Here is a 21,911-nt window from a genome sequence, read left to right as displayed (position 1 = left end):
GTTCGGTAAAATTTAATAATGCGCATAACTTATAAGTTAGCATATATGCGAACATTTGCAAATGTATTTTTCTGGTTTGTAGAGAAAAACAAAATGGTGAGGGGAGCAATTAAAAGGAAACATAACGAAATTGCGCATAAGGGGCGTGCAAAACAGCGCTGAACTTGTTTTAAAATGTACTATTGAAACAGACAAAATGGAAACCGGCAGCCGACGGCGAGGCACGTCCCACTTAATGCGCGGGTTAGGTATGCGCACTATGGAGAGAACATTTCTTGGAGTACATTTAATGTTTTGTCTTGGGCTGAAGAACTAATCGTTCCCAACTTTTTGATTAACCGTTGTTTATCTACTGTCCGAATTTGATCTAAGACGATCTGTCCACGTTTCTTTTGAAAAGTCGTTGTAACCCTTGATGGATAGTTTTTAATTGTTGATGTCATTGGAGCAATAATAACCGTTCGAATATGGCGATTCATTTCATCAGGAGAAATGATTAGGCAAGGACGGGTTTTCTTTATTTCCGACCCTTTCGTTGGATCAAGAGATATTAGGTAGACATCAAAACGTTCAACGAGATCTCGTTTTACCATGTCCACTCAGTTTCATCCCACTTGCTTGGGGCTTCAACTTCCTCTTTGTCAATCAGCTGATCATCTTGTTCTTCAGCCATTCTCTCAAAAGCACTATCCCAGCCCTTGCGAGTCTGTTCAGCAGAACGAAGGATGATTTGATTATCTTTAAGAATCATTTCGATTTCCTCTGAAAGCCCAATTTCTTCAATAATAGGTTTGGGAATACGAATTCCCTGGGAATTTCCGATACGAACAAGTTTCGTTTTCATAGCACTATGGATTAATGAGATTACATCTTTAATGTAATTACAATATAAGTACTATGCAACGATTAGAATACGATTTTAGTGCGCTACCTAACGACATTGCGCATACGCATAACCGGTACACGCAATTCTATTTATTTTGCAACTAACGAAAGATGAGTTTTAAAACCAAGAACCACAGAGACTTGGCGAGGTGTGTCCGAGTTAATGCGCGGGTTAGGTAAACTCTTTAATTTTGTAACATTTCTTTTACTTCTTCTATTGAATAAATGGAAGAAGTAGCGTGAATTACTGCGTGACAATTGGGGCAAACAGGCACTAAATCTTTCTTAGGGTCAACTTCTCTTTCTCCATTAGCCTGTGATATGGGATCTAAATGATGAACATGAATAGGATTGGCTTCTAATCCTTCATAACGTTCTTCAAAATTCATTTCACATACTGCACAATTATATCCATGGTGCTCAAGACATTTCTTTCGAGCTTTTCGGTCACGTTCATATCTATTTACTGTTACTTCTTTTTTTGCGCCTTCCATATGTGAAGGAATGTGCTGTTCTGACGGATAAGCCATATTGATAGAATCAAGGTCAATATCAGGATTACAATCTTTACAGTTTACTGCATGCTCGATAGCATTTTCCCGATTTAATTTTATCCAATTTAATAAATCCTTAGGATCAGTAGAGCAGACTTTTATATAGTCTTTTGAGGTATAGGGATTTGATCCATTTCCTTCGATAGGTCCGCCAATATGGCCACAGTTAGATTTATGAAAATAGGCGTAAGATGATTTTTCAGATTTCTTCGTATTTAAAACGAAACCATCTGGATTATTATTCATCCATTTGAAGAAAGGAGCATCTTCGGAAGTAAATTCTTGAGCCATAATTTTAATTTAGTTGAGTTTACCTAACGGTTTGGCATTTAAGCGGTTTTGCCGGTTCAATAAATGAATATCATTAAAATCAGGATACTCCACAAAGTTTATAAACTGAATGGAAGCAAAGAGTGGCAAAATCCGCTTGAAATGCCTTGTTATAATGCGATTCACCCAATTTCGTATTATCATTGATCTATGAAATACCACACGCCCAAATCTGAAGATGAGATACTGCCTAACAAACTCGGTTTAAATGACCCCGAAAAAATTGCTGAAGAAGAATACCGTGGATTTTTAAGGGCAGAAATCAAATTCGAATCTGAACTGGACCAGATAGCCACTTTTAACTGGGAATTGTTGTCTATGATCCATAAAACAGCTTTAGGACATTTGTACGAATTTGCTGGAGACTTAAGGCAAGTAAATCTGTCTAAAGGAGGCTTCATGTTTCCTGCTGCTAAATTTCTCCCTTCTGCTGTTGAGAAATTTGAAAAAGAATTCTTGGATCCATTACCAGACAAAATTGAAGATTATAACAAACTGATTGAACACGTAGCGCCACTTCATGCTGAGCTTCTTTTTATCCATCCGTTTCGGGATGGCAATGGCAGAACAGCACGACTATTTGTCGATTTGATTGCTTTAAAAAGTGGTTTCGAACGGTTCGATTTCGAAAAGATAACGGAGAAGAGAATGCCTGAATATATTAAAGCCGTTCAGGCAGCAGCAGATAAGAATTATGAACCAATGATTACTCTCTTTAGGAGTTTGAAGAAGTAGACTCATTTTTAAACTCGCGGACAACCTCTCGTCGAATTTGATCTGCTCTTTCTTTAGGAATATTCATCCCCTCAATACGAAAAGAAGCCATTTGTGATTTCATAGCATCACGGGAAATAGATTCGATATTTTTCTTCTTTGAGATAGATTTCATGACTGTAATATACGAATTTTTGAGCTTAATTTGCAGATGTGGGAGAGCATTATAACGGTTTGGCAATTCTGCTGCGGGGCGATCAACTATGAAGTCGAGCAACCAACGCGAATCCGTCAGCAGGAATTGCTGGTTATGTAACCGGTTTTGGTTCTTGGATTAAAACTTCTGCAGGAATTCCCAGCTTTTTATACAACAATTTTATTTGACGAAGGGAAAGGGACCGTTTGCCTGATAGGATTTCACTAGCCCTTGATTTCGATCCCAATATTTTTGCTAAATCTTTTTGCTCAAGTCCAAGCTGATCCATTCGAAACTTTATAGCTTCAACTGGTTTGGGAGACTCAATAGGGAAGTGCTTTTTTTCATATTCATCCACTAAAATTCCCAATATTTCCAATTCATCGCCTTCTTTACTACCGGGCTTAGCATCAAAAATTTCTTCGATACGCTCCAATGCTTTTTGATAATCGTCTTCAGTATGTATGGGTTGAATCTGCATAATTAAAATCCGCTTTAAATTGTCGTTGCATCAATTTTGTCGTATTCGGCATGAGTACCTACAAAACGGATGAATACCTGTCCGTAGTCATAATTAATTTTGACTACTAACCGATAATTATTGCCCTTGATATTGAAAACCACTCGATTGTCAGGAAGAATACTGGCGTGTGGATACTTATCCTTTATATCAGCTGGTGATTCCCATTGAGAATTTTCCGCTTCAGAAAACCACGACTTTAAAGCATCTTCGCTGTCCGAATGATTAGTCCAAAACTCACGCAATGTTTTTCGGGCAAATACTCGCATAGAGGAATATATAAAGTTCCACTATTGGGAACAAATGGGAAGATAGGTTACATAACGGCTTGGCAAATAAGCGGCGCTTCTAAGCGCTTGAATGTAGGTAACCTAAACGCAAAGGTGTCCGCTTGATTTGCATGGTTATATGGCACTACATGATAGGATCGATAACAAGAATTTTGCTTAGCATCTATTTTCCTGACACAATTCTTCTCGAAACTTCTGCAATGGTTCGCAATGATCTTTGACAGTACAGCTAACAAAATCTCCATTTGAACTGAACTCTATATCACAGCAAATAGTAAATAGTTCATGTAGTTTTTCTCGTGCTCTCTTGATGCGCATTTTAGTAGCCGAGAGCCCAATGTTTAACTTCTCTGCAATTTCTTTTTGAGGAAGCTCTTTAATATCACTCATCAGTAATGGACGGCTATATTTATCTGGCAGTAACTTAATCATTGGTATAAGAAAATCAACTTCAGATAGTGGAGGTGCCTCTAATGTGGTTGAATTTGTCGAAAAATTGCTACGAATGTCATTAACAGGGTTTTTATTTTTATCGCGATAGTAGTCGGCCACTACATGACGGGTTGTTTGGAAAAGCCAAGCCTTTACGTTCTGGATTTTTCGATCCTCATCATCTGCTTTAGCCAGTCGATACATGACTTCCTGTGTCAAATCTTTAGCAATATGGGGATCGCCTACTTTTTTCGATATATAATTATTCAAGTAAGAATAAAATTCCTGAGCCGTGCTACTGATATCCAATGAGTGATCATCCATGACTAAAAATTACTTAGTTCAAATATCAACTTAAAAACGCCGGCGGAAGGAAACATACCAACTGCGACGTAAACTAAATAGTTTATAAATTCTTTTTCCATAATCTACAACCTGTTGGCAACGGAATTTTCGTCGTTAGGAAACATTTTCAAATTCCTCTTTTATTTCTTTAACGGTTGCTCTGGCCGTTTTCCCTACGCCGTAGATAGTTGCCGAGGCAAAACCGGTCCAGTTGCCGTAGCCCACCAACCAAAGTTTCGGTTCTTTTACAGAGCGCGTGTGTTCAGTTTTAATGCGGTTGTTCTCAATAATATCGAGGGGTTGCAAGTGTTGAAGATTCGATCGAAAACCGGTGCACCATATTACCGCATCGAAAGCTTCCTTTTCTCCGTTTTGCCATACAACCCCATTTTCGTAAAAAGAATCGAACGGTCTTACAGCATCGTAAATATTTCTTTTTAAACCATCTTTTACGCTTTCAACCTGTACGATATTACTCAAAGAAACTTCTTGTTCATAGGTTTTCGTATCATCAGCATATCTGGCATTGGCTTGCTTAAATAAATAGCGTCCATCTATTTCTTCCGGAAGAAACTCGGGTGATTCTTTCGTAATCCAGGTGGTTTCGGCTACTTTAGAGACTTCTGCTAATATTTGGGCTCCGGAGTTGCCCCCTCCTACCACAAGTACTTTTTTGCCTTTGAAATCATTCGGATTTCTATAGGTCACTGAATGTATTTGTATACCTTTAAAATCATTACGATTGGGATAGTTGGGTATAAACGGATTTTTCGCCGTTCCCGTGGCACTTACCAGTGACTTTGTACAAAGATCGCCCTCACTGGTTTCAATTTTAAAAAGTCCATTTTCTTTTTCTACCCGACTGACATAGGTATTTCTTTGAACAGGAAAATCGTAACGTTCTTGATATGCCTTCAGATAGTCAATAAACTCATTTTTGGTTGGGTATTCATTTTCACTTTTTGGCATCTGCCAACCCGGTAAGGAGCTATATTCAGATGGTGAAAATAATTTTAAACTGTCCCAGGTTTCCAACCAGGAACCTCCGGCTTCTTTGTGATCATCCAAAATAAGATATTCTAAATCACTCCTTCGTAAAAAATAAGCAACAGATAAACCCGCTTGCCCACCACCTATTATGATGGTATCATAAATCTTCATAAACTTTTTTTACTCACATTACAAGGTTAAATAAATAACCTGACAAGATCATTCCTATTCCGATGGTGGTAAAAAATGAAATAATTAATTTTTTCTTCATCACTTTTTTTAATAAAAGAGCTTCTGGAAGTGACAGGCCTATGGAAGCCATCATAAAAGCAATTGCAGTACCAAGGGGAACTCCTTTGCCAATCAGGGATTCTATAATCGGCAGAATCCCGACCGCATCAATATACAGCGGAATAGCAAGAACAACCGCAATGGGAACTGCTAAAGGATTACTTTCTGAAATATATTCTTCAAAAAAGGATTGCGGAACATAGCCATGAATAAACGCTCCGATAGCGATTCCAACAAAAATATAGGGCATTAAATTTTTTGTTGTCTGTAAGGCTTCTGCATTTATTTCAGGTATCCGTTGAAGAAATGATCGCTCATCTTCTTTAACCCGGGTGTTACTTTTATCTAAATCCTGCAACCAATCGGCTACATATTTAGCCATACCCAGCTTTTCTAATATAATACCGCCAAATATGCCCAATAAAATTCCTGAAATAATATAGATGACCGTAATTTTCCAGCCATAAGTCACCCAAAATAATGCAATTGCTATTTCATTAACCAAAGGAGAAGTAATTAAAAATGAGAGAGCTATACCCAGCGGTATTTTTGCTTGCATCATGCCCACGAATAATGGAATAGAAGAACAGGAGCAGAAAGGAGTAATAGCACCTAATGCGGAGGCCATAATATTTCCCAACCCCGTTGTTTTATGCTTTTCAAGATATTTCCTGATTTTATCCATTGGCAAATAGCTGGTAACAATACCCATAATGTATGTAACCAAAATTACCAGCACAGATATCAAAATAAATGTAGTGATAAAGTATTGCAGGGCTGTACTAAACAGCCCTGCTTTTTCCAACTCGAGCAAATTATAGACAATATAATCTGCAAAACTCGAAAAGAGATTAGTCAATTGTTCCATTGTTGACGTGCTCAATTATTGATTCAAAATTGACAATATTTCTTTATCAGTCGACAGCTTTCTATAGTCGTAAACCTCTCCTCCTGCTACCAGTGAGGGAAAGGTTGTAGTACCGTATTTAGCTGTTTCTTGTATGTCTGATAATTCTTCAATCGATATTTCTATACTATTTTCAGCAGCAATTTTTTCGATTCGTTCTTTAATAGGTGAGCCGCTTGCGCAGCAAGACGAGTGTAATATTTTGATGTCAGTACTCATAATAAGTTGGTATATGTGATTAAAGTTTAGAATGTCGTTGTGGTATTGTAGTCGAAGAAATAGCTAAAAAGTCACAAAAAACTTTAAAGCATCAACTTTCAGGAAAGCTAAAAGCGTCTATAATTCTAAGAAATGGACTAGACTTGATACAGAATAGTTTTTGATCGTAATGAAATGTCTACTCGCTAAAGTTTAATAATACTTAAGAGTCTTATATTGAAGAGCAAGGCTTCTTAAGTTTTCTAATATTTTAGCATGCCGTGTTTAAGCCATATAACGACATTGCGCATTAGTGCGGCGCGGCAGCAGTTACTCGTTGTGCAACAAGCTCTTACACGTCCGCACGAAAGATGGTTAGCTACTTAAAACCAGGAGGGCGTTGAGGATTCGGCCGAGCCTGCGCCCGTCGTTAAGGTAGGTCGACGAATCTATCCTACTGAGTTGCGCCGCTTTACCATTTTCTAACAGCTTCATTTTACAATCTCATGCCAACTCCTCATAGCAATTTGGATTCAAGAATTATTGCATCACTTGCTGCTTTAACCTACTTCACGGTTTAGTTTTTTGGATTCTGAAAATCTAAAAGACTTTTTTGTTTTTCTATATCACTAAAAATTTGCTCATATTAAACTGATAACATCAGATAGTCAGAATCACAGAACTTCTTTAAGTGGTATTAATAGCATTTTCTCGTTTTGGCATAATCTATTTTCATTTTTTTCTGATAGTTCTATCAGATGTAAAACTTTTCAGGATAGATAGGTTGCGAACTCATAATTGCAGGCAAAATTTTCTTCACCATCTTCTCCATTGATATTCTGCCAGGATAATACCTCAATCGTTAAAATGACTGCCTTTGAAGCCCATTATTACAGCAGATTCATTTTTGGCTGCTTTTGAAGCTATGCTCATCAAAATTATAGATCTTAATGTTTTCTCCAAGAGGTTCATGCCAGCCAAAATCTAGTAAATATAAATAGTACTCTCTATTTTCATGAGAAGGTATTTCTGCAATTGAATGAATTTTAAGTCCCATACCTTGAACTAATTTATATTAATAAGTAGCAATAACATATAATTGAGCAGATTTCACTATCCGTTCGAATACGCTACATAATATTCCAAATCACTCAAAAAACCAATTTAAGCCCTGTTTCTTCAATGTTATGCAAATTTAAAATGCCTGAAATTTGCATAACATAGTTGAATAAAAATGATCGGCCGATGCATTGACAGAGGGCTTTGCAGAAGCAATTATTTGTTTTCGACTTCACTCGTCGTACCTCCTCATTGCGCTCAAACTGACGTTCCCACACTGGCGCAAGTGTTCAGCATAGCGTCACTTGCGCCCCCTCAACTCCGGCATCTATTCCCCATTTGCACCAGCTTTGGTTTTTAAGATACCGTGCCGGCAACTACCGTATGCCGAAATCTGACCTCAACAACTCCTCCGGTTGTGATGACCCTCCGATTAACACCGAATACTGCATTTTTTCGACCTCCCAGTCTTTATCATCCGGATTGTACCATGCAAGATCTTCAACTACTATTGGTAGTGTAATTGTTTTCGACTGCCTGGGATTGAGTCTTTCTTTCTCAAACCCGCGAAGAAGTTTTACCGGGCGTTCGATTGTTGAATTTTCAAAACCAATATAAAGTTGAACAGTCTCTTCTCCTGTCATATCACCCGTATTTGTTACATCCACTGAAACCCAAAGAGTGTCGTTCTCTTCAACCTGTTTTTTGTCCAACTGAAGGTTTGAATACTCGAAATTCGTATAACTCAACCCAAAACCAAATGGATATGCAGGTTCAATATTTTCCTTGTCCAACAGCGTATATCCGTGGTAATAGCCATAGTGAATGGAATCGATATCTGCCTGGAAAAATGGAAGATGATCTTCCTCCTCAGGAATAGTTAACGGTAATTTCCCACTTGGATTGACATCACCAAATATGATATTTGCCAGAGCCCGGCCACCCATCATACCCGGGTACCAAGCCATTAGAATTGATGGCGTCAATTGATCCCAGTTATTTGTCATAATAGCGCTGCCCCCGATAAGTGTGACTACTGAATTCTGATTGACCGGTAGTGACTCAGTTAACAGATCCCGGTCATGAGGCTTCAAAAAAAGATCAGGCCTGTCACCGCCCTCTCCCCACTGATTTTCCGGTGCAACTTCGGGGTCACCTGATGTAATATATTCACCCTCATCCTCTGATTTATATCCAACTACATACACCACAGCATCTGCACGTTCTGCCGTTTGCTTCGCCGATTCAAAATCTGAGCCATCGTTATAAATAACCTCAAAACTGCCGTTGCTGTATTCCTGCAGCCCTTCCAGCATCGTTATGATATGAGGTGGATGTGTACCGCTGCTGCCGCGGTCGCCCGTGTGATCGGAATCCGCCAACTCACCGATAACGGCTAAAGATCCAATTCCACGGGCGGATAAGGGAAGAAAATCGTCTTCATTTTTCAGCAGCACCATACTTTTTTCGGCAACTTCCAGTGCCAGTTGTTGATGCTTCTCAGACGCCAGGATCTCATCAGCGTACTCCTGCGGATCTGAATTTGTGATATAGAGCAGTTTTGTTCGTACCACACGCCGCACCATCTCATCAATTTGGTCTATTGAAATTTCACCCGATTCAAGAGCAGGATGTAGTTCTTCAGGGGTATAATGTTCCTGAAGCGGCATCTCCACATCCATTCCTGCGTTTATACCTTTTGCACCATCGCGTAAACCAAACAGCCAATCTGAGGTTACAAACCCGTTAAAATTCCACTCATTACGCAAAATATCGGTCAGCAGATATCGGTTATGACCTGCAAACTCACCGCGAACTTTGTTATAGGCGCTCATGATGGAAGCAACATCGGCATCAACGGCCATTTTAAAGTGTGGCAGGTAGACTTCCCGCAGCGTCCGTTCATCCACAGTAACATCTACTTTGAACCGGGATTCCTCGATACTATTCAGAGCATAGTGCTTTGCACACGCCATCACATTATGTTGTTGAACACCATTGATAAGGGATACGCCCATCTTACCAAGGTGCCACGGATCTTCTCCAAAGGTTTCCTGGGCTCGTCCCCATGCCGGATGCCGTAACAAATTGATGCAAACACCTCCAAAATAGTTCGCTCCGGCGGCGCGCGCTTCCTTCCCGATTGCATCACCAACACGAAACTCAAGATCCCGATCCCAGGTAGCTCCGCGGGCCATTGCCACGGGAAATGCCGTTGCTTCCGTTACCACAACTCCCCTGGGGCCATCTGTAAAAGTGAAGGGAGGAATGTTCAACCGTTCGTTTTCGCCCGAAGCAACAATGGGTATTTTCTCAAACACCAAAACGGATGTGAGTCCACTTGCAATATCAAGAAAGGACATATCCCCCGTCATCTGGCCAAGCTTCTCTTCAAATGTCATTTGAGATACAAGATCAACGGAAATCTCATCCGCTTCCTGGAATGTCAACCTATCGGGCCAGTATTCAGCGTAAGAATGAGGATCTGGTGATGGAGCAATAGAAGTGTACAAAATTAAACCACCGGCGAGGAGCAGAACAACTAAAATAGCAACGCCAATGGTTATAAATGTAATTTTGATAAATTTTTTCATGGTATCTCTCCCTTCATTTTCAGATATGTCTTGACCCCAAAAACAGGCTCAAATTTTAGACTTTATTTCTATTTACAAAAGTAACGTTAATGGTTTATGAAGTAAGGACCTAAAACAAGACTGATTATTCACTGTAAACTACAAGAATGATTCTCATTTTTGCCTGAAAAATCCCATCCAGGTGAGGATCTTATAAAAGGGGTAATAAAGAATGGCGGTAGCAACGATCATGGGCCAGCTTCCAAATGAGATCTCCCGGCTTAGTGCAACCTCCAGCATACCTGCTATGACTGCACTTACGAATACTGACAGGAAAAAAGCCATAAACCCTCTTAACAATTTATCAACAATATCTTCTTTGGGCGGCTCTGGCATCTCTCTGTTTGGATTAGCTTCCCTCTCATCCAACTCTGTCTTTCTATTCTCTTTTGATGATGTTTTCTCGTTGAGGGCATTTTTTAGTGAATGATTTTTGTCCATTGGTATCTGATTATTATTGGCATGAAATCTCGACTATCACACGCTAAATTAATGGTTTGTATTAGATCGTTCAATTTTGAGGAGTTTCCCATTTTAGTCTGATTTATTCGTTTGATGTTCTTAATTCTTTTGGTTTGTCCAAAGGACTCCTATTGAGATACACTCCAAGAAGTCCCATTGTGTGGACATACGTTTGCAATAAAAAAAGAGATCCTTTCATCCGTTAGGCGGATTCCTTTGGGACCTCACTCCATCAGAAAAACGCTGACGAAATTCGTTAAGATGACATTGGCAGAAGTAGAGACAGTAAAGCAGGCGGGGCAACACCATTGAAGAAGTGACAGAAAATTTGCCCATAGTTCCAACTTTTAATTATAAGTTAGGTCTCTCGGTCTTCGGCCTTGATTGGTGGAGGGATTGCATGGTTTGCAACACAGCACGGGAGAAATCGCTCTGCGCGCTCGCCTTGTGAGCATTCGCAGAGTGTACCCGTGCGGGCAAACCATGCCCCGGAAGCAATCATAGCCGGGAGTTTTTGATTCCTTTTGGCGGTCCAAAAGGAATAGGGAAGAAACGGTATGAGGCTTTTATGTTGTATCAAGACGTATTTTTATGAATCTGTCACTGGCAGACCCATACACTGCTTTTGTTTTTGGGTCGAAGAATCTCCAGAATCCTGTAAATAACGCAGTCAACTTTATGTCTTCACAAAATATGTCCTTACTCAAAAAAGAGTGTTGTGACCGAAAGGACAATTGTTCTCTTTTTTAAAGCTTTCATCCAACTATCTCATCAATAGAATATCTGCCACCTCCCCTGTCATATTCTACTACCGGGTTACCCTTCCGAAAAAGAGCATTGATGTTATGTAAAACCAATACATAAATAAACGTTTATGTATAACATCAAAATATTTAATTAATACTTATATATAAAAGCCTCTATTTTCACTCCTGAAAAATACGCTGTTTTACGATAGTAATTCTAAGGATTGAGAAATCCATCTCTATTTAAAGGCAGTTATAAAACACACATAATGTCAATGAATACAGAAGAAAGGAAATCTAACGAAGATAACTTATGAGTAATAGAAACGACCAAATTACCAGCGAAATAGAATTTTCTGATCACTCTTCTATAAAAGATTTAACCTTGATAAAAGGCACCTTTACCCCTTCCGAAGCACAGGAAATGCTAATGAGTCTTATTAGCAGCAAAATTTCATTTCACAACATAAAGAACCTGCGCTCTTATGAATACAATGGAAGCGAAGAGCAAGAATCAAAACAGCGGATAGGAGAACTGGAAAAGATGCGGGAAAAGTTATTGATCCATTTAAAAAATGCAGATAAAAATGGAATGTCTGTCAAAGTGGAATCACAAATAAAAATTGAATTTTTTGAGAACTCCAAATAGCCCCATGCACTGCTGTAAAATAGTCTTAAGGGTACATAAACCAATCTTATCAAAGCTCAAAGAGCAACATCATCCTATGCAAATGCTATTCATTGAGATCATCGCTGAATATTAATGGATTGCATTGCCTGAATTCCCCGGAATCATTTTTAATAAAACAAAGATCATAACCTCATCACAAGCATAATTGAAGATCGTATGTCGCCTCAATCAGAAATTAAAAGTCTAAGACAAAAGAACCGTCCGTTTTCTTCGATAATAGTTCGATTTATGTGGACACTGACCTTATTCCTTGTCTCCATATTAGCTACATCATTTTTTTATCCTATAGAAATTCATATCGGTCAAATACTGCTTATAGATCACCTTGGACTTATCATTAGTTCTGCTGTTGCTCTTTTCAGCAGCATTGTACTCACCTACTCATCCAGATATCTTGCCGGCCACAAAAAACTCCGCCGATTCTTAATTAATTGCACACTATTCACGATCGCAGCCATTTTAATGGCTATAGCTAATCACATTCTATTATTTATTGCAGCCTGGTTGTGCATGGGGCTTCTCATGGCAGAGCTGATTGGTGGATACACGCAATATTATGAGGGACAAGCCTCAAGAAGGAATGCCAGAAATTACTTTTTATTAAGTACAGCATTTATATCCGCCGGATTTCTATGGCTATCTATTCTTACCGGGGCATGGAGTATTTCAGAGATTACATCTTTAGCTGATACCATGGATCAACCTTCTGTTTCGGTCGCCGCACTGCTGCTCATTGGCGGGGCGGTCGTACAATCAGCACTATTCCCCTTCCAGCGTTGGTTGATGTCTTCTATGACAGCCCCAACACCGGCATCGGCCCTGATGCATGCGGGCTTTGTGAATGCCGGTGCTGTATTACTGACCCGTACGGCACCCGTTCTCTTTGTGAGTGATCTGCTTTGGGTATTGGTCATAGTTGGTGGAGTAGGTGCTCTTGTCGGAAAGTTCAGCAAGTTTGTGCAGGCAAATATCAAACAGAAACTGGCCTGTTCAACGACTGCTCAAATGGGTTTTATGTTGCTGCAATGCGGACTCGGTTTCTTTTCAGCTGCTATTGCACACCTGATACTGCACGGTTTCTACAAAGCTTACCTGTTTCTTTCATCCGGTGACAATATAGAGCAAAGCTCACCTTACAATGGAGATAGAAAACGGAGCTGGAAGCAATGGTACCTGCCCGTCACACTTATTAGCGGTTTAGCCGGAGGATGGATATTTGCCATTACCACAGGCAAGGGGCTGGAATTTAACAGCGGACTTTTTCTAACGTTCGTAATTGTGTTAACCGTTATCCACGGAGCCCAGGATTTTCTCGGTAAATCTTCTCTGCCCCTGCTCTCCCGGCTTATTGCATTACCCATCATTATCATCCCGGCACTTTTGACATATGCCGTTGTATTTAATGGTATTTCAGTGTTGATGCAGCAGGTTCCAATGGCAGAAGTTCCCTTACCTATTACCTGGGATCAGTTAACCGTTGGAGGGCTGTATCTGGCTACCTTTTTAGCTATCGAACTAAAGTGGTATAAAAAATCTCGTCGCCTTTATGTATACCTGCTGAATATATCTCAACCCAAATCAAACACAATACTTCAATAGACGGACTTAAGCTAAATAGCATGGATAAAGAATCAATTACTGCAATCATACAATCACTTTCGGACCAATTGCCAAATAACTGGCCTCTTTACTCTTTTGTTACCTCCAATCCGCTTGCCGGCATGGAGGGCCTTCGTTTCGAGGAGGCGATTTCCGGGATCCGAAAAGATATTGGTATTGAGGGATACCCTTCTGTTCAGGCCTTTCAACAGGCCTGGAAAAATGGAGAGGTTGATATTGAAATACTCAACCAGCAGTTACAGGACCAAGATATAACGCTTAGTGGTGAAGAGTCGTTGTCCCGAATACGAGAGTTGGAAACCGACACCACAAAAAATCACTTGCTCGGCGAAATAGACCGGCATATGATTAAATGGCTTACTGTATTTTTGGATGAGGGATCTACCGAATGGGGGATGCCAAACCGGAAATCAGGATTTTACAAGGCCTGGCTGACAACGGCTCGTTTTGACCGGACACTGCCCAACCGGCAGGTCATCAATTCGCTGCCGGACGAACCGCTGGAGGCGATACAGCATCTTACAGCATCCTTCGAGCCGGATATGTTAAACCCAATTTTGAAGCATCATCTATTTGCTCTTCCGGGTTGGGTCGGATATATCAAATTCCGGGTGTCGAATCAAAGTGATTGGCAAGATCTCTATCCCATCACGTTAGAAGATTACCTGGCTGTACGGTTTACGCTTTGTGCAATGCTCAATAAAGATCTCCGGCCATCAATAAAACCGGAACAGAAGGACCGCAAAGAATTAGACAAGCTGAAATTAGCCTGGCTTACGGCTATGGAACTCACCTATCAGGAAAAGCTTGTTAACAAAATAAAAAAACAGGCGGTAATAGGTTCTAACGGCACAAAAACGGTACCCGATGCGCAGTTTGTATTCTGTATTGATACCCGCTCCGAACGGATTAGACGTGCCGTAGAAAAAGCCGGTAATTATGAAACCTTTGGCTATGCCGGATTTTTTGGTGTGGCTATGGATTACATACATCCCGAAAAAGAGATTCACCATAAATCATGTCCGCCCATAGTGGAAGCAGAAATACAGGCAACCGAAAAGGTCGGGGCAAACAACAGAACCAAATCTGAAAAATTTGACTATTACAACAGTCTTAAACAGGCTGTGGAGAGGCTACGATTTTCTCTGAAAAACAATATCCCGGCGTCTTTCGGCTATGTGGAATCCACTGGATTCTTTTACGCTCTTGCTATGCTGATGCGGACGCTGACTCCTAATTGGGTCAATAGTATTGAAAACTATGTGTCTAAAGTCATTGATCAGCCCGAAAATTTTAGCGATTTAAATTTATTCCCGCGGCTCTCTGATCAGTCGCAAATAACTCAGGCACTACCGTTACCTGTGAAGGCGGAAATTGCAAAGACGGCATTTGAGCTGATGGGCTGGGACGAATTTTCGGATCTGGTTATTTTTGCCGGGCATGGCAGTCAAACGGCAAATAATCCATTTGCTTCGAGCCTGGATTGCGGAGCCTGTGCCGGGAATAAAGGGCGCCATAATGCCCGGGCCCTGGCCAATATTTGCAATGACAGCAAAGTCAGAAAATATCTGAATGAGAATTACGAAATCGCCATTCCCGATGATACCTGGTTCCTGGCTGCTGAGCACAATACCACGACCAACCACATTCACCTGTTTGACGGAAACATACCGGACCCGTTCCAACAACAGGTAGAACAACTGCGGGCCAATCTGCGAATGGCGCAAAATTATGCAAATTACGAGCAATTCAATATTTCGGAGTACAAGCAGAAAGCATCAATACGTGAGGCGAATCGGCGGGCATCAGACTGGGCAGAAACACGTCCTGAATGGGGCCTGGCCGGCAATGCATCCTTTATAATTGGACCCCGTCAACTTACCGCTAACCTCGATCTGGAAACACGCAGTTTTCTGCATTCTTACGACTGGCAAAAAGATCCCGACGGTAAAAAACTGGAGGCGATCCTGCAGGGCCCCATGGTTGTAACGCAATGGATTAACAACCACTACTATTTTGCTTCGGTAGATATAGAAAAATTTGGCAGCGGTACAAAAGTAACTCAAAATGTAACCGGAAAATATGGTGTGGTACAGGGAAATGGCGGAGATCTTAAATGCGGATTGCCTCTTGAGTCGATTCGCGAAGATGAGAACCTGTTACAACACCTGCCGCTACGGCTGATGGTTTTAATTTATGCTCCCCGGGAAAGAGTAAAATCCATTATCGAATCAAATAAAGAAACAGTTGGAAAGTTGATAGAAAATGAATGGATTTATCTTGGAGTGCTCGATCCCGAGGATGATAACCATGTGTTGCACATTCGCGATACTATTCTGGCAGAAAGTAAGTCAACAGAAGATGTGACTGTACTCTGAGAATTTCCTGCTGTTTTTATGGTAATACTTCACTGGAAGGCTTTGCAAAACCGTGGGTATGCGTCAATCTGAACTCGATTCAGATTCTCCATTCGTCTTTATAGCCAGTATCAGGAGATCCTGAATCCCCCGGAGGGATCCCGAGGGAAAGTTCAGGATGACGGTCATAGTTTTGCAAAGCCTTCCACTGCTTAGATAGGTCTTAATGCCCAGCGTTTAAACGGTGCGGAGATTATGATTTGGTTGAAGTAGCGAAATTAATTCCACACAAAAAAGTTCGATCACACTCCATCCGCGTCCGCTTTAAAACGCATTGTTAAGTACCCGCCTGTGGAGGACTTACCCCATTTTTATGATGTAAATTTGTTGCACATGCTTTGTTCTTTTGTCTTGATACAAAAGAACGAAAAAATCAAGGCTGTGAATACTTGGCGGCGGACAACGAGTTCACCGTGAAGAATCCTTTCAATGGTCCATCAGGTTTTCAGCCCTTAAATTTCGCTGCTCGACCGGTATGAAAGGATTCATCTCACGGTTCAACTCGTTGTCCTTTTGCCGCCAACTATTCAAGGCCAGTCTATTTTCCAATATCTTTCAGTTTCCACTTGTTAAAAGTATTACAACATTGTTATATTAATACTTTACATACTTATAAGTATAATTTCGGGGTAACTTTTCCCGCCTGTGCTATTGCTTATTTATGTCAAATTCGACATATTTGTGTTATGTCTGAAAATGATAAGCCACTGGTCTGGATTAAGGGTGAAGTAAAGTCTCCGCCTTTCTCGGCAGATGCCAGAATAAAAGCTGGTTTTCTGTTAAGAAGGCTTCAAAAAGGAGATATAATAGAAATGCCAGATTCCAGACCAATGCCGTCGATTGGAAAGAACTGTCATGAACTTCGCGTTAACGACAAAAATAAAACGTGGCGCATTATCTATTTCATCGATGATGATGCTATTGTCATATTGGAGGTGTTCGCGAAGAAAACACAAATGACGCCGCAGAAAGTCATTGATGTATGCAAAAATCGGCTGACTCGTTATAAACAATAGTTAAGTACAGGAAATATCATGGATAAGAAAAGACAACAACAACTGGAAGAAAAAGGATTTCGGGTAGGTTCTACTGCAGATTTTTTGGAACTCTCGCCAGAAGAGGAGGCCTATATTGACATTCGCCTGGATATCAGCAATATGGTAAAAGCCCAACGTGCAAAAAGAGGCTGGACCCAGGAGCAACTTGCCCGTGCGATAGGCTCAAGTCAGTCACGAATTGCCAAACTGGAAGGTGGCGACCCCGGCATTTCTATGGATTTGATGATCAAAGCACTTCTCCGCCTTGGGACATCGAAAAAGCAGATAGGGAAACTTTTAGAAGGAGAGTTGGAAGCAGCCTGAATCTAAGGGTACTGTAACATATGATTGAGCAGATTTGACAATCCGTTCCAATACGCTTCATAATATTCCAAATCACTCAAAAAACCAATGATAGCCCGGTGCTTTCTTCAGTGTTATGCAAAATTGAAATAATTGAAATTTGCATAACACTCGTTGGATAAAGATTAATTGGCCGATGTCGATCAAGACAAATTGGAACTATAACCGGTAACCCCAATCTGCCACCGATGTATCCGCTGCGCCGAAAAAACAGCGCAAGTGTTCGGCGAAGCGTCACTTGTGTCTTCCTGAAATTTCTGTCCCCAACTTCCCACCGATATGTCCGGTGTGTTTTAGATGACGATAGCACCCCAACGCCTCCAGACCCCGCTGCATCAGCCAGTTTTTTTCGCTCACCCAGGTTCCCTCTAAATATTCAAGCGTGGGTGCGGCAGCTTTGGTCATTTGAATTCCGCGGACAAAGGTGAGGGCTTCGAGTCCCATTTTTCGGTATTTGGGCAGAGTTCCGTAAACGGTGGTTCGAAGATGTTTAGCCCGCTTTTTGAAACGCATCAGTTTTGGGTAGTGCCACCATCGCAGGCGTCCCCTGGTTTCGGCAGAGATCTCATTCAGATCGGGTACACAAACAACGAATGATGCCGGCTCATCCCCTACAAACGTAATAATGACACTATCCGGAATCATGATTTTTTTGAGCTTTTGCACCATCTCCCGGATCTCTTCCCGGCCCAGTTCGTTAAACTGTTCTTCTCTCTCGGCAATATCCTGGTCGCGCCACGCCTGGTTGTATATTCCCCGAATATATTCTGCATCCCGCTCCAGGTTGTTCATATCAATGGGACGCAGGCTCACATTCGGGCGACTTTCAATTCGGTCTGTAATCCGTATCAGCCTCCCGGGCAGCGGTTTATCAAATTCTCGTTTGTAGCTCCAGTGGTCGTCCAGCTTTTCAGCGCCGGTGTTTTCAAACAGCTGCTTATAGTACGGAGCATGATAAAACATTCCATAGATGGGCGGTTCCTCGAAATTCTCCACCAGTAATCCCCAGAAGTTGATGTTTTCCCCAAAATTAATGGGTCCCCGAAATGCTTTATATCCTCTGTCGGAATGCCATTTTTTTGCAAAAGCGATCATTCCATCGGCAACAGACTGATCGTTTATCAGCTCCACAAATCCAAGTCCGCCCATTTTCGGCTCAAAAGCGGCGTCACGCTCCTCATGATTCATCACAGCAAAACGGGCCACAAGCTGATCTTCATCATACATTAAAAAGCGCTCGCACTCTCCTTGCTCAAAAAATGAATTTTTTTCGGGATCAAAAATATTCTCGATCTCAAAGCGGAATGGAGGAATCCAGTTTGGGTCATTCTTGTAAATTTTAAATGGAAAGGAGTGAAAGAGGTCAATCTCCTTTTTTTCGGTAATCTTCTCAAAGCGATATCCCATCAGAGTAAATCTATTGTTAACTTGTGGTCGAAAAATCTCCCTTTTGAAGGGGGCGCAGGGGGATGATAACACCCCACCCGAAGTTTCGGGATTACAGAATGTGACAGAAGGTCATCCCCCTGAATCAACTTTGTTGATTCTTTCCCCCTTCGAAGGGGGATTTTTAAAAGTACAAGCCCCTGCGGGATTGTACAAACACAGAAACCAGAAGAAATCAGAACAATTGGGTTTATTGAGTGATATGTCGTCAGTAAGAAAAAGAGGAATGATTGTTCTCCTGTTAGTGATCTCCTGCGCGTTATCTATCTACCTTTTATATATCTCGGAATCCACGCCGGTTTACCAACTGGAATCTCCCCAAAAACTTGACTCCCTGATTACCGAATCGTTTCATGAATTTGATATCTCCGGAGGCCAGGTCAGAACCCAAAACATCCGAATAGACAGCACATTTACCCGTAAACGATTTACCGTTGAAGTGCCTCCCTCCTTTTCAAAAACCACGTTTCACTACAAACTTCACGAACAACTTTTGCCATATAAGGCTGAAACAATTGGCCGCGTAGAATTTCCCGAGAAAAATTTACGGGTTCACGTGCAGTATAATCAAACCATTCACCGAACCATCTACCTCTATTCGCAATCTACTGATTAGCCCGGTTTTAATACTCCTCAAAGCTGATCCAAAATCTTTACATCGCTAAATCGAAAATCATTAAATCAAATGTTGAAGACTTAAAAAAAGGCAGCGGATTGATTTAGAGATTTTGAGATTTTCGATTTTAGATGTGCGATCTATTTTAAAAAAATTGTAAGCTTGTGTCAAGATTTTGATACATAATATTACAGTAAACGAAGAATGCGATGAACTGATCTATCTTTTACCGGAAAGTCTTGAAACATGAAAGTTTTGCGTCAATAACCCAAAAGCATCCAAAATCTTGACTTCGCTAAACTCACAAATCATTTCAGATCAATTGATTGACGTGTACTTAACAGCCAAACGACAGCGGTATAGATTTCACGCAGATTTTGACAAGATTTGTGGATTTTGAGATGTGCGAGATCATTGATTAATAAAACTGTAACGCTCTAGCTGATTTGGTATCCATAACAAAGTGATCACAGAATGCAATGAACTGGTGACTATCTCTTACAAAAGTCTTGAAACCGCGATAATCTTAGAAGCCAAAAGATCAAAAATCTTTAGATCGCTAAATCGAACAACTCGTATAAATCAAATGTTGGAACCTCACCAAATCTTTAAAAGAATCTGACTAGTCGCTGCTGGAGGCGGATTCGGAACTATATCTGGCAGGAGACAGATCGAAAATCAAACCATCATTAGATCTTTAGAAGGTTTTGCAAAGCCTTCCTTTAAATCACTAAATCATCTCGCCACTCGTTTTCTCTCCGATCATTTCTTAATTTTATCCGCCATAACACTCTCAACCCATTTTGAAAACAGATGATTTTATCCCTGCTTCTTTGGACCGCAGTTGCGATTGTTGCCACAGCAATCCTCTGGAAAGGAAGTGACTGGCTGGAAGTTTCAAGCGAAAAGTTGTCTGTTTATTATGAACTGCCGGATATTGTACAGGGAGCCATTGTAGTTGCTATTGGATCCAGTTTCCCGGAACTGGCAACCGTAGTTTTGTCTACGCTGCTACACGGAGAGTTTGATTTAGGCGTGGCAGCAATTGTAGGTTCTGCTATTTTTAACATTTTGGTTATACCGGCTGTGGCAGGATTGATATCAAAAGAACCGCTGGAATCCAATCGTGACCTGGTGTACAAAGAAGCACAATTTTATATTATCTCGGTAGCCGTTTTAATTATCACATTTGCATTTGCAGCGATTTTCAATCCAGTTTCTGATGGTGAAGGTATCATTTTGGGAGAGATGGACCGGTTCCTTGCTCTCATGCCCCTGGTTTTATATCTCTTCTATATATTCATCCAGTATCAAGATACCATGGATTACAAACCGGAGGTAGAACCCGAGGCGATCCGCCCTCTTAAGCAATGGGGTATTCTTGCAGGCAGCCTGTTGGTTATTTTAGCAGGTGTTGAAATGCTGGTACAATCGGCAATACAATTCGGAGAGATCCTGGGCACACCCTCTTTTCTCTGGGGAATTTCGGTTGTGGCCGCCGGAACCAGCATCCCGGATCTTTTTGTAAGTGTTAAAAAAGCGCAAAAAGGGAACGGCATCACTTCTATTGCCAATGTATTGGGCAGTAATATTTTCGACCTGTTGGTTTGCATTCCGATAGGTATTCTTATAGCGGGTGCAACCGTCATTAACTTTTCAGTTGCTGCTCCTTTGATGGGGGCCCTCACATTTGGAACACTTATGCTTTTCAGTTTCATGCGAACCAATATGATTCTCGGCCGAAAAGAATCCTTCATACTGATTATCTTTTATATTCTCTTCCTCGTTTGGATGGGCCTCGAAAACTTTAGTGTCATCGATTCGATTCCATCAATGCCGGGTTGATTGACAAAATAATCCGTGCCCGGATATTGGTATTCCTCGCATGTAGTATTCCGCCTTGTGAGTGGACCGGTCAAACGCAGAGAGAGTATCAACAAAAGTATTTTTGGAATAGAAATTGATGTACGTGAACAGTAAGCAGTTGACAGTAGGCAAATTTCCCGGCATTGCTAAGCACGGGTATGTAATTTATGCAAGACTCAAGCAGTTGATAAAAAAGTTAATAACTGTGTTTATTGCCAATTGCCTACTGCCAACTGCTTACTGAAGCACCGCAATATTTTACAATATGCAGATTTATTAGAATGTTAAGTTAAATTTTAATTT

Annotated in this window: 21 protein-coding genes; 8 read left to right on the top strand and 13 right to left on the bottom strand. The window is 40.9% G+C overall.

Annotated features, from left to right (window positions below; genetic code table 11):
- Positions 1-257 precede the first annotated feature (257 nt).
- From U5K72_16515 to U5K72_16505, 3 genes are all read right to left on the bottom strand, one after another.
- Positions 258-593, bottom strand: coding sequence for a type II toxin-antitoxin system PemK/MazF family toxin (locus tag U5K72_16515; GenBank protein ID MDZ7720421.1), 336 nt, complete (start codon positions 591-593; stop codon positions 258-260).
- Positions 587-844: an AbrB/MazE/SpoVT family DNA-binding domain-containing protein gene (locus tag U5K72_16510; protein ID MDZ7720420.1), complete on the bottom strand. Its 258-nt coding sequence runs from the start codon at positions 842-844 to the stop codon at positions 587-589. Before U5K72_16510 ends, U5K72_16515 begins: the two co-directional genes overlap by 7 nt.
- A 226-nt stretch (positions 845-1,070) precedes the next feature.
- Positions 1,071-1,730: an HNH endonuclease gene (locus U5K72_16505; GenBank protein ID MDZ7720419.1), complete on the bottom strand. Its 660-nt coding sequence runs from the start codon at positions 1,728-1,730 to the stop codon at positions 1,071-1,073.
- A 189-nt stretch (positions 1,731-1,919) separates the two neighbouring features.
- On the opposite strand from U5K72_16505, the gene U5K72_16500 reads away from it, so the two are divergent.
- Positions 1,920-2,504, top strand: a complete 585-nt coding sequence (locus tag U5K72_16500) for a Fic family protein (protein MDZ7720418.1) — start codon at positions 1,920-1,922, stop codon at positions 2,502-2,504.
- On the opposite strand, the gene U5K72_16495 is transcribed toward U5K72_16500, so the two are convergent.
- From U5K72_16495 to U5K72_16455, 9 genes are all read right to left on the bottom strand, one after another.
- Positions 2,485-2,658, bottom strand: a complete 174-nt coding sequence (locus U5K72_16495) for a hypothetical protein (protein ID MDZ7720417.1) — start codon at positions 2,656-2,658, stop codon at positions 2,485-2,487. The two genes, U5K72_16500 and U5K72_16495, sit on opposite strands and share 20 nt — an antisense overlap.
- Before the next feature lie 133 nt (positions 2,659-2,791).
- Positions 2,792-3,160: a helix-turn-helix domain-containing protein gene (locus tag U5K72_16490; protein ID MDZ7720416.1), complete on the bottom strand. Its 369-nt coding sequence runs from the start codon at positions 3,158-3,160 to the stop codon at positions 2,792-2,794.
- Positions 3,161-3,174: 14 nt separating this feature from the next.
- On the bottom strand, positions 3,175-3,468 hold the full coding sequence (locus U5K72_16485) for a type II toxin-antitoxin system HigB family toxin (GenBank protein MDZ7720415.1): 294 nt from the start codon (positions 3,466-3,468) through the stop codon (positions 3,175-3,177).
- 177 nt (positions 3,469-3,645) lie between these two features.
- The gene (locus tag U5K72_16480) at positions 3,646-4,245 is read right to left on the bottom strand and encodes a sigma-70 family RNA polymerase sigma factor (GenBank protein MDZ7720414.1); all 600 of its coding nucleotides are present in this window, start codon (positions 4,243-4,245) and stop codon (positions 3,646-3,648) included.
- 135 nt (positions 4,246-4,380) lie between these two features.
- Complete coding sequence (locus tag U5K72_16475; GenBank protein ID MDZ7720413.1) at positions 4,381-5,427, bottom strand: ArsO family NAD(P)H-dependent flavin-containing monooxygenase; 1,047 nt, start codon at positions 5,425-5,427, stop codon at positions 4,381-4,383.
- A gap of 13 nt (positions 5,428-5,440) precedes the next feature.
- Positions 5,441-6,415, bottom strand: coding sequence for a permease (locus U5K72_16470; GenBank protein ID MDZ7720412.1), 975 nt, complete (start codon positions 6,413-6,415; stop codon positions 5,441-5,443).
- Positions 6,416-6,430: 15 nt separating this feature from the next.
- The gene (locus tag U5K72_16465; protein MDZ7720411.1) at positions 6,431-6,673 is read right to left on the bottom strand and encodes a thioredoxin family protein; all 243 of its coding nucleotides are present in this window, start codon (positions 6,671-6,673) and stop codon (positions 6,431-6,433) included.
- A gap of 1,415 nt (positions 6,674-8,088) precedes the next feature.
- Entirely contained in the window at positions 8,089-10,305 is a 2,217-nt protein-coding gene (locus tag U5K72_16460; protein ID MDZ7720410.1) for a glycoside hydrolase family 3 C-terminal domain-containing protein, read from the bottom strand.
- Positions 10,306-10,458: 153 nt separating this feature from the next.
- The gene (locus U5K72_16455; protein ID MDZ7720409.1) at positions 10,459-10,785 is read right to left on the bottom strand and encodes a hypothetical protein; all 327 of its coding nucleotides are present in this window, start codon (positions 10,783-10,785) and stop codon (positions 10,459-10,461) included.
- A gap of 1,080 nt (positions 10,786-11,865) precedes the next feature.
- Between U5K72_16455 and U5K72_16450 the strand changes: the two genes are divergently transcribed.
- From U5K72_16450 to U5K72_16430, 5 genes are all read left to right on the top strand, one after another.
- Positions 11,866-12,201: a hypothetical protein gene (locus tag U5K72_16450; GenBank protein ID MDZ7720408.1), complete on the top strand. Its 336-nt coding sequence runs from the start codon at positions 11,866-11,868 to the stop codon at positions 12,199-12,201.
- A gap of 270 nt (positions 12,202-12,471) precedes the next feature.
- Positions 12,472-13,842: a proton-conducting transporter membrane subunit gene (locus tag U5K72_16445; protein MDZ7720407.1), complete on the top strand. Its 1,371-nt coding sequence runs from the start codon at positions 12,472-12,474 to the stop codon at positions 13,840-13,842.
- 20 nt (positions 13,843-13,862) lie between these two features.
- Positions 13,863-16,241, top strand: coding sequence for a DUF2309 domain-containing protein (locus U5K72_16440; GenBank protein MDZ7720406.1), 2,379 nt, complete (start codon positions 13,863-13,865; stop codon positions 16,239-16,241).
- A gap of 725 nt (positions 16,242-16,966) precedes the next feature.
- Positions 16,967-17,296 carry a type II toxin-antitoxin system RelE/ParE family toxin gene (locus U5K72_16435; protein ID MDZ7720405.1) on the top strand — a complete coding sequence of 110 codons (330 nt, stop codon included), beginning with the start codon at positions 16,967-16,969 and terminating at the stop codon, positions 17,294-17,296.
- An 18-nt stretch (positions 17,297-17,314) separates the two neighbouring features.
- Entirely contained in the window at positions 17,315-17,641 is a 327-nt protein-coding gene (locus U5K72_16430; GenBank protein MDZ7720404.1) for a helix-turn-helix domain-containing protein, read from the top strand.
- 273 nt (positions 17,642-17,914) lie between these two features.
- Here U5K72_16430 and U5K72_16425 read toward each other — a convergent pair whose 3' ends face one another.
- On the bottom strand, positions 17,915-19,087 hold the full coding sequence (locus tag U5K72_16425) for a hypothetical protein (protein ID MDZ7720403.1): 1,173 nt from the start codon (positions 19,085-19,087) through the stop codon (positions 17,915-17,917).
- Positions 19,088-19,130: 43 nt separating this feature from the next.
- Here U5K72_16425 and U5K72_16420 point away from each other — a divergent pair, with 43 nt between their 5' ends.
- Positions 19,131-19,742, top strand: coding sequence for a hypothetical protein (locus U5K72_16420; protein MDZ7720402.1), 612 nt, complete (start codon positions 19,131-19,133; stop codon positions 19,740-19,742).
- An 813-nt stretch (positions 19,743-20,555) separates the two neighbouring features.
- Positions 20,556-21,587: a sodium:calcium antiporter gene (locus tag U5K72_16415; GenBank protein MDZ7720401.1), complete on the top strand. Its 1,032-nt coding sequence runs from the start codon at positions 20,556-20,558 to the stop codon at positions 21,585-21,587.
- Positions 21,588-21,911: the final 324 nt, after the last annotated feature.

This window comes from Balneolaceae bacterium (genome assembly GCA_034521495.1).
In the GTDB taxonomy this organism is placed as follows: Bacteria; Bacteroidota; Rhodothermia; order Balneolales; family Balneolaceae; genus Rhodohalobacter.
Note: the sequence above shows the minus strand (reverse complement) of the source record. Positions and strands in the feature narration are given on the sequence as shown.

What these genes read in the sequence shown, in the direction of transcription:
- U5K72_16515 (MDZ7720421.1), bottom strand. Translation starts at nt 593, where the DNA reads ATGGTAAAACGAGATCTCGTTGAACGTTTTGATGTCTACCTAATATCT.
- U5K72_16510 (MDZ7720420.1), bottom strand. Translation starts at nt 844, where the DNA reads ATGAAAACGAAACTTGTTCGTATCGGAAATTCCCAGGGAATTCGTATT.
- U5K72_16505 (MDZ7720419.1), bottom strand. Translation starts at nt 1,730, where the DNA reads ATGGCTCAAGAATTTACTTCCGAAGATGCTCCTTTCTTCAAATGGATG.
- U5K72_16500 (MDZ7720418.1), top strand. Translation starts at nt 1,920, where the DNA reads ATGAAATACCACACGCCCAAATCTGAAGATGAGATACTGCCTAACAAA.
- U5K72_16495 (MDZ7720417.1), bottom strand. Translation starts at nt 2,658, where the DNA reads ATGAAATCTATCTCAAAGAAGAAAAATATCGAATCTATTTCCCGTGAT.
- U5K72_16490 (MDZ7720416.1), bottom strand. Translation starts at nt 3,160, where the DNA reads ATGCAGATTCAACCCATACATACTGAAGACGATTATCAAAAAGCATTG.
- U5K72_16485 (MDZ7720415.1), bottom strand. Translation starts at nt 3,468, where the DNA reads ATGCGAGTATTTGCCCGAAAAACATTGCGTGAGTTTTGGACTAATCAT.
- U5K72_16480 (MDZ7720414.1), bottom strand. Translation starts at nt 4,245, where the DNA reads ATGGATGATCACTCATTGGATATCAGTAGCACGGCTCAGGAATTTTAT.
- U5K72_16475 (MDZ7720413.1), bottom strand. Translation starts at nt 5,427, where the DNA reads ATGAAGATTTATGATACCATCATAATAGGTGGTGGGCAAGCGGGTTTA.
- U5K72_16470 (MDZ7720412.1), bottom strand. Translation starts at nt 6,415, where the DNA reads ATGGAACAATTGACTAATCTCTTTTCGAGTTTTGCAGATTATATTGTC.
- U5K72_16465 (MDZ7720411.1), bottom strand. Translation starts at nt 6,673, where the DNA reads ATGAGTACTGACATCAAAATATTACACTCGTCTTGCTGCGCAAGCGGC.
- U5K72_16460 (MDZ7720410.1), bottom strand. Translation starts at nt 10,305, where the DNA reads ATGAAAAAATTTATCAAAATTACATTTATAACCATTGGCGTTGCTATT.
- U5K72_16455 (MDZ7720409.1), bottom strand. Translation starts at nt 10,785, where the DNA reads ATGGACAAAAATCATTCACTAAAAAATGCCCTCAACGAGAAAACATCA.
- U5K72_16450 (MDZ7720408.1), top strand. Translation starts at nt 11,866, where the DNA reads ATGAGTAATAGAAACGACCAAATTACCAGCGAAATAGAATTTTCTGAT.
- U5K72_16445 (MDZ7720407.1), top strand. Translation starts at nt 12,472, where the DNA reads ATGTGGACACTGACCTTATTCCTTGTCTCCATATTAGCTACATCATTT.
- U5K72_16440 (MDZ7720406.1), top strand. Translation starts at nt 13,863, where the DNA reads ATGGATAAAGAATCAATTACTGCAATCATACAATCACTTTCGGACCAA.
- U5K72_16435 (MDZ7720405.1), top strand. Translation starts at nt 16,967, where the DNA reads ATGTCTGAAAATGATAAGCCACTGGTCTGGATTAAGGGTGAAGTAAAG.
- U5K72_16430 (MDZ7720404.1), top strand. Translation starts at nt 17,315, where the DNA reads ATGGATAAGAAAAGACAACAACAACTGGAAGAAAAAGGATTTCGGGTA.
- U5K72_16425 (MDZ7720403.1), bottom strand. Translation starts at nt 19,087, where the DNA reads ATGGGATATCGCTTTGAGAAGATTACCGAAAAAAAGGAGATTGACCTC.
- U5K72_16415 (MDZ7720401.1), top strand. Translation starts at nt 20,556, where the DNA reads ATGATTTTATCCCTGCTTCTTTGGACCGCAGTTGCGATTGTTGCCACA.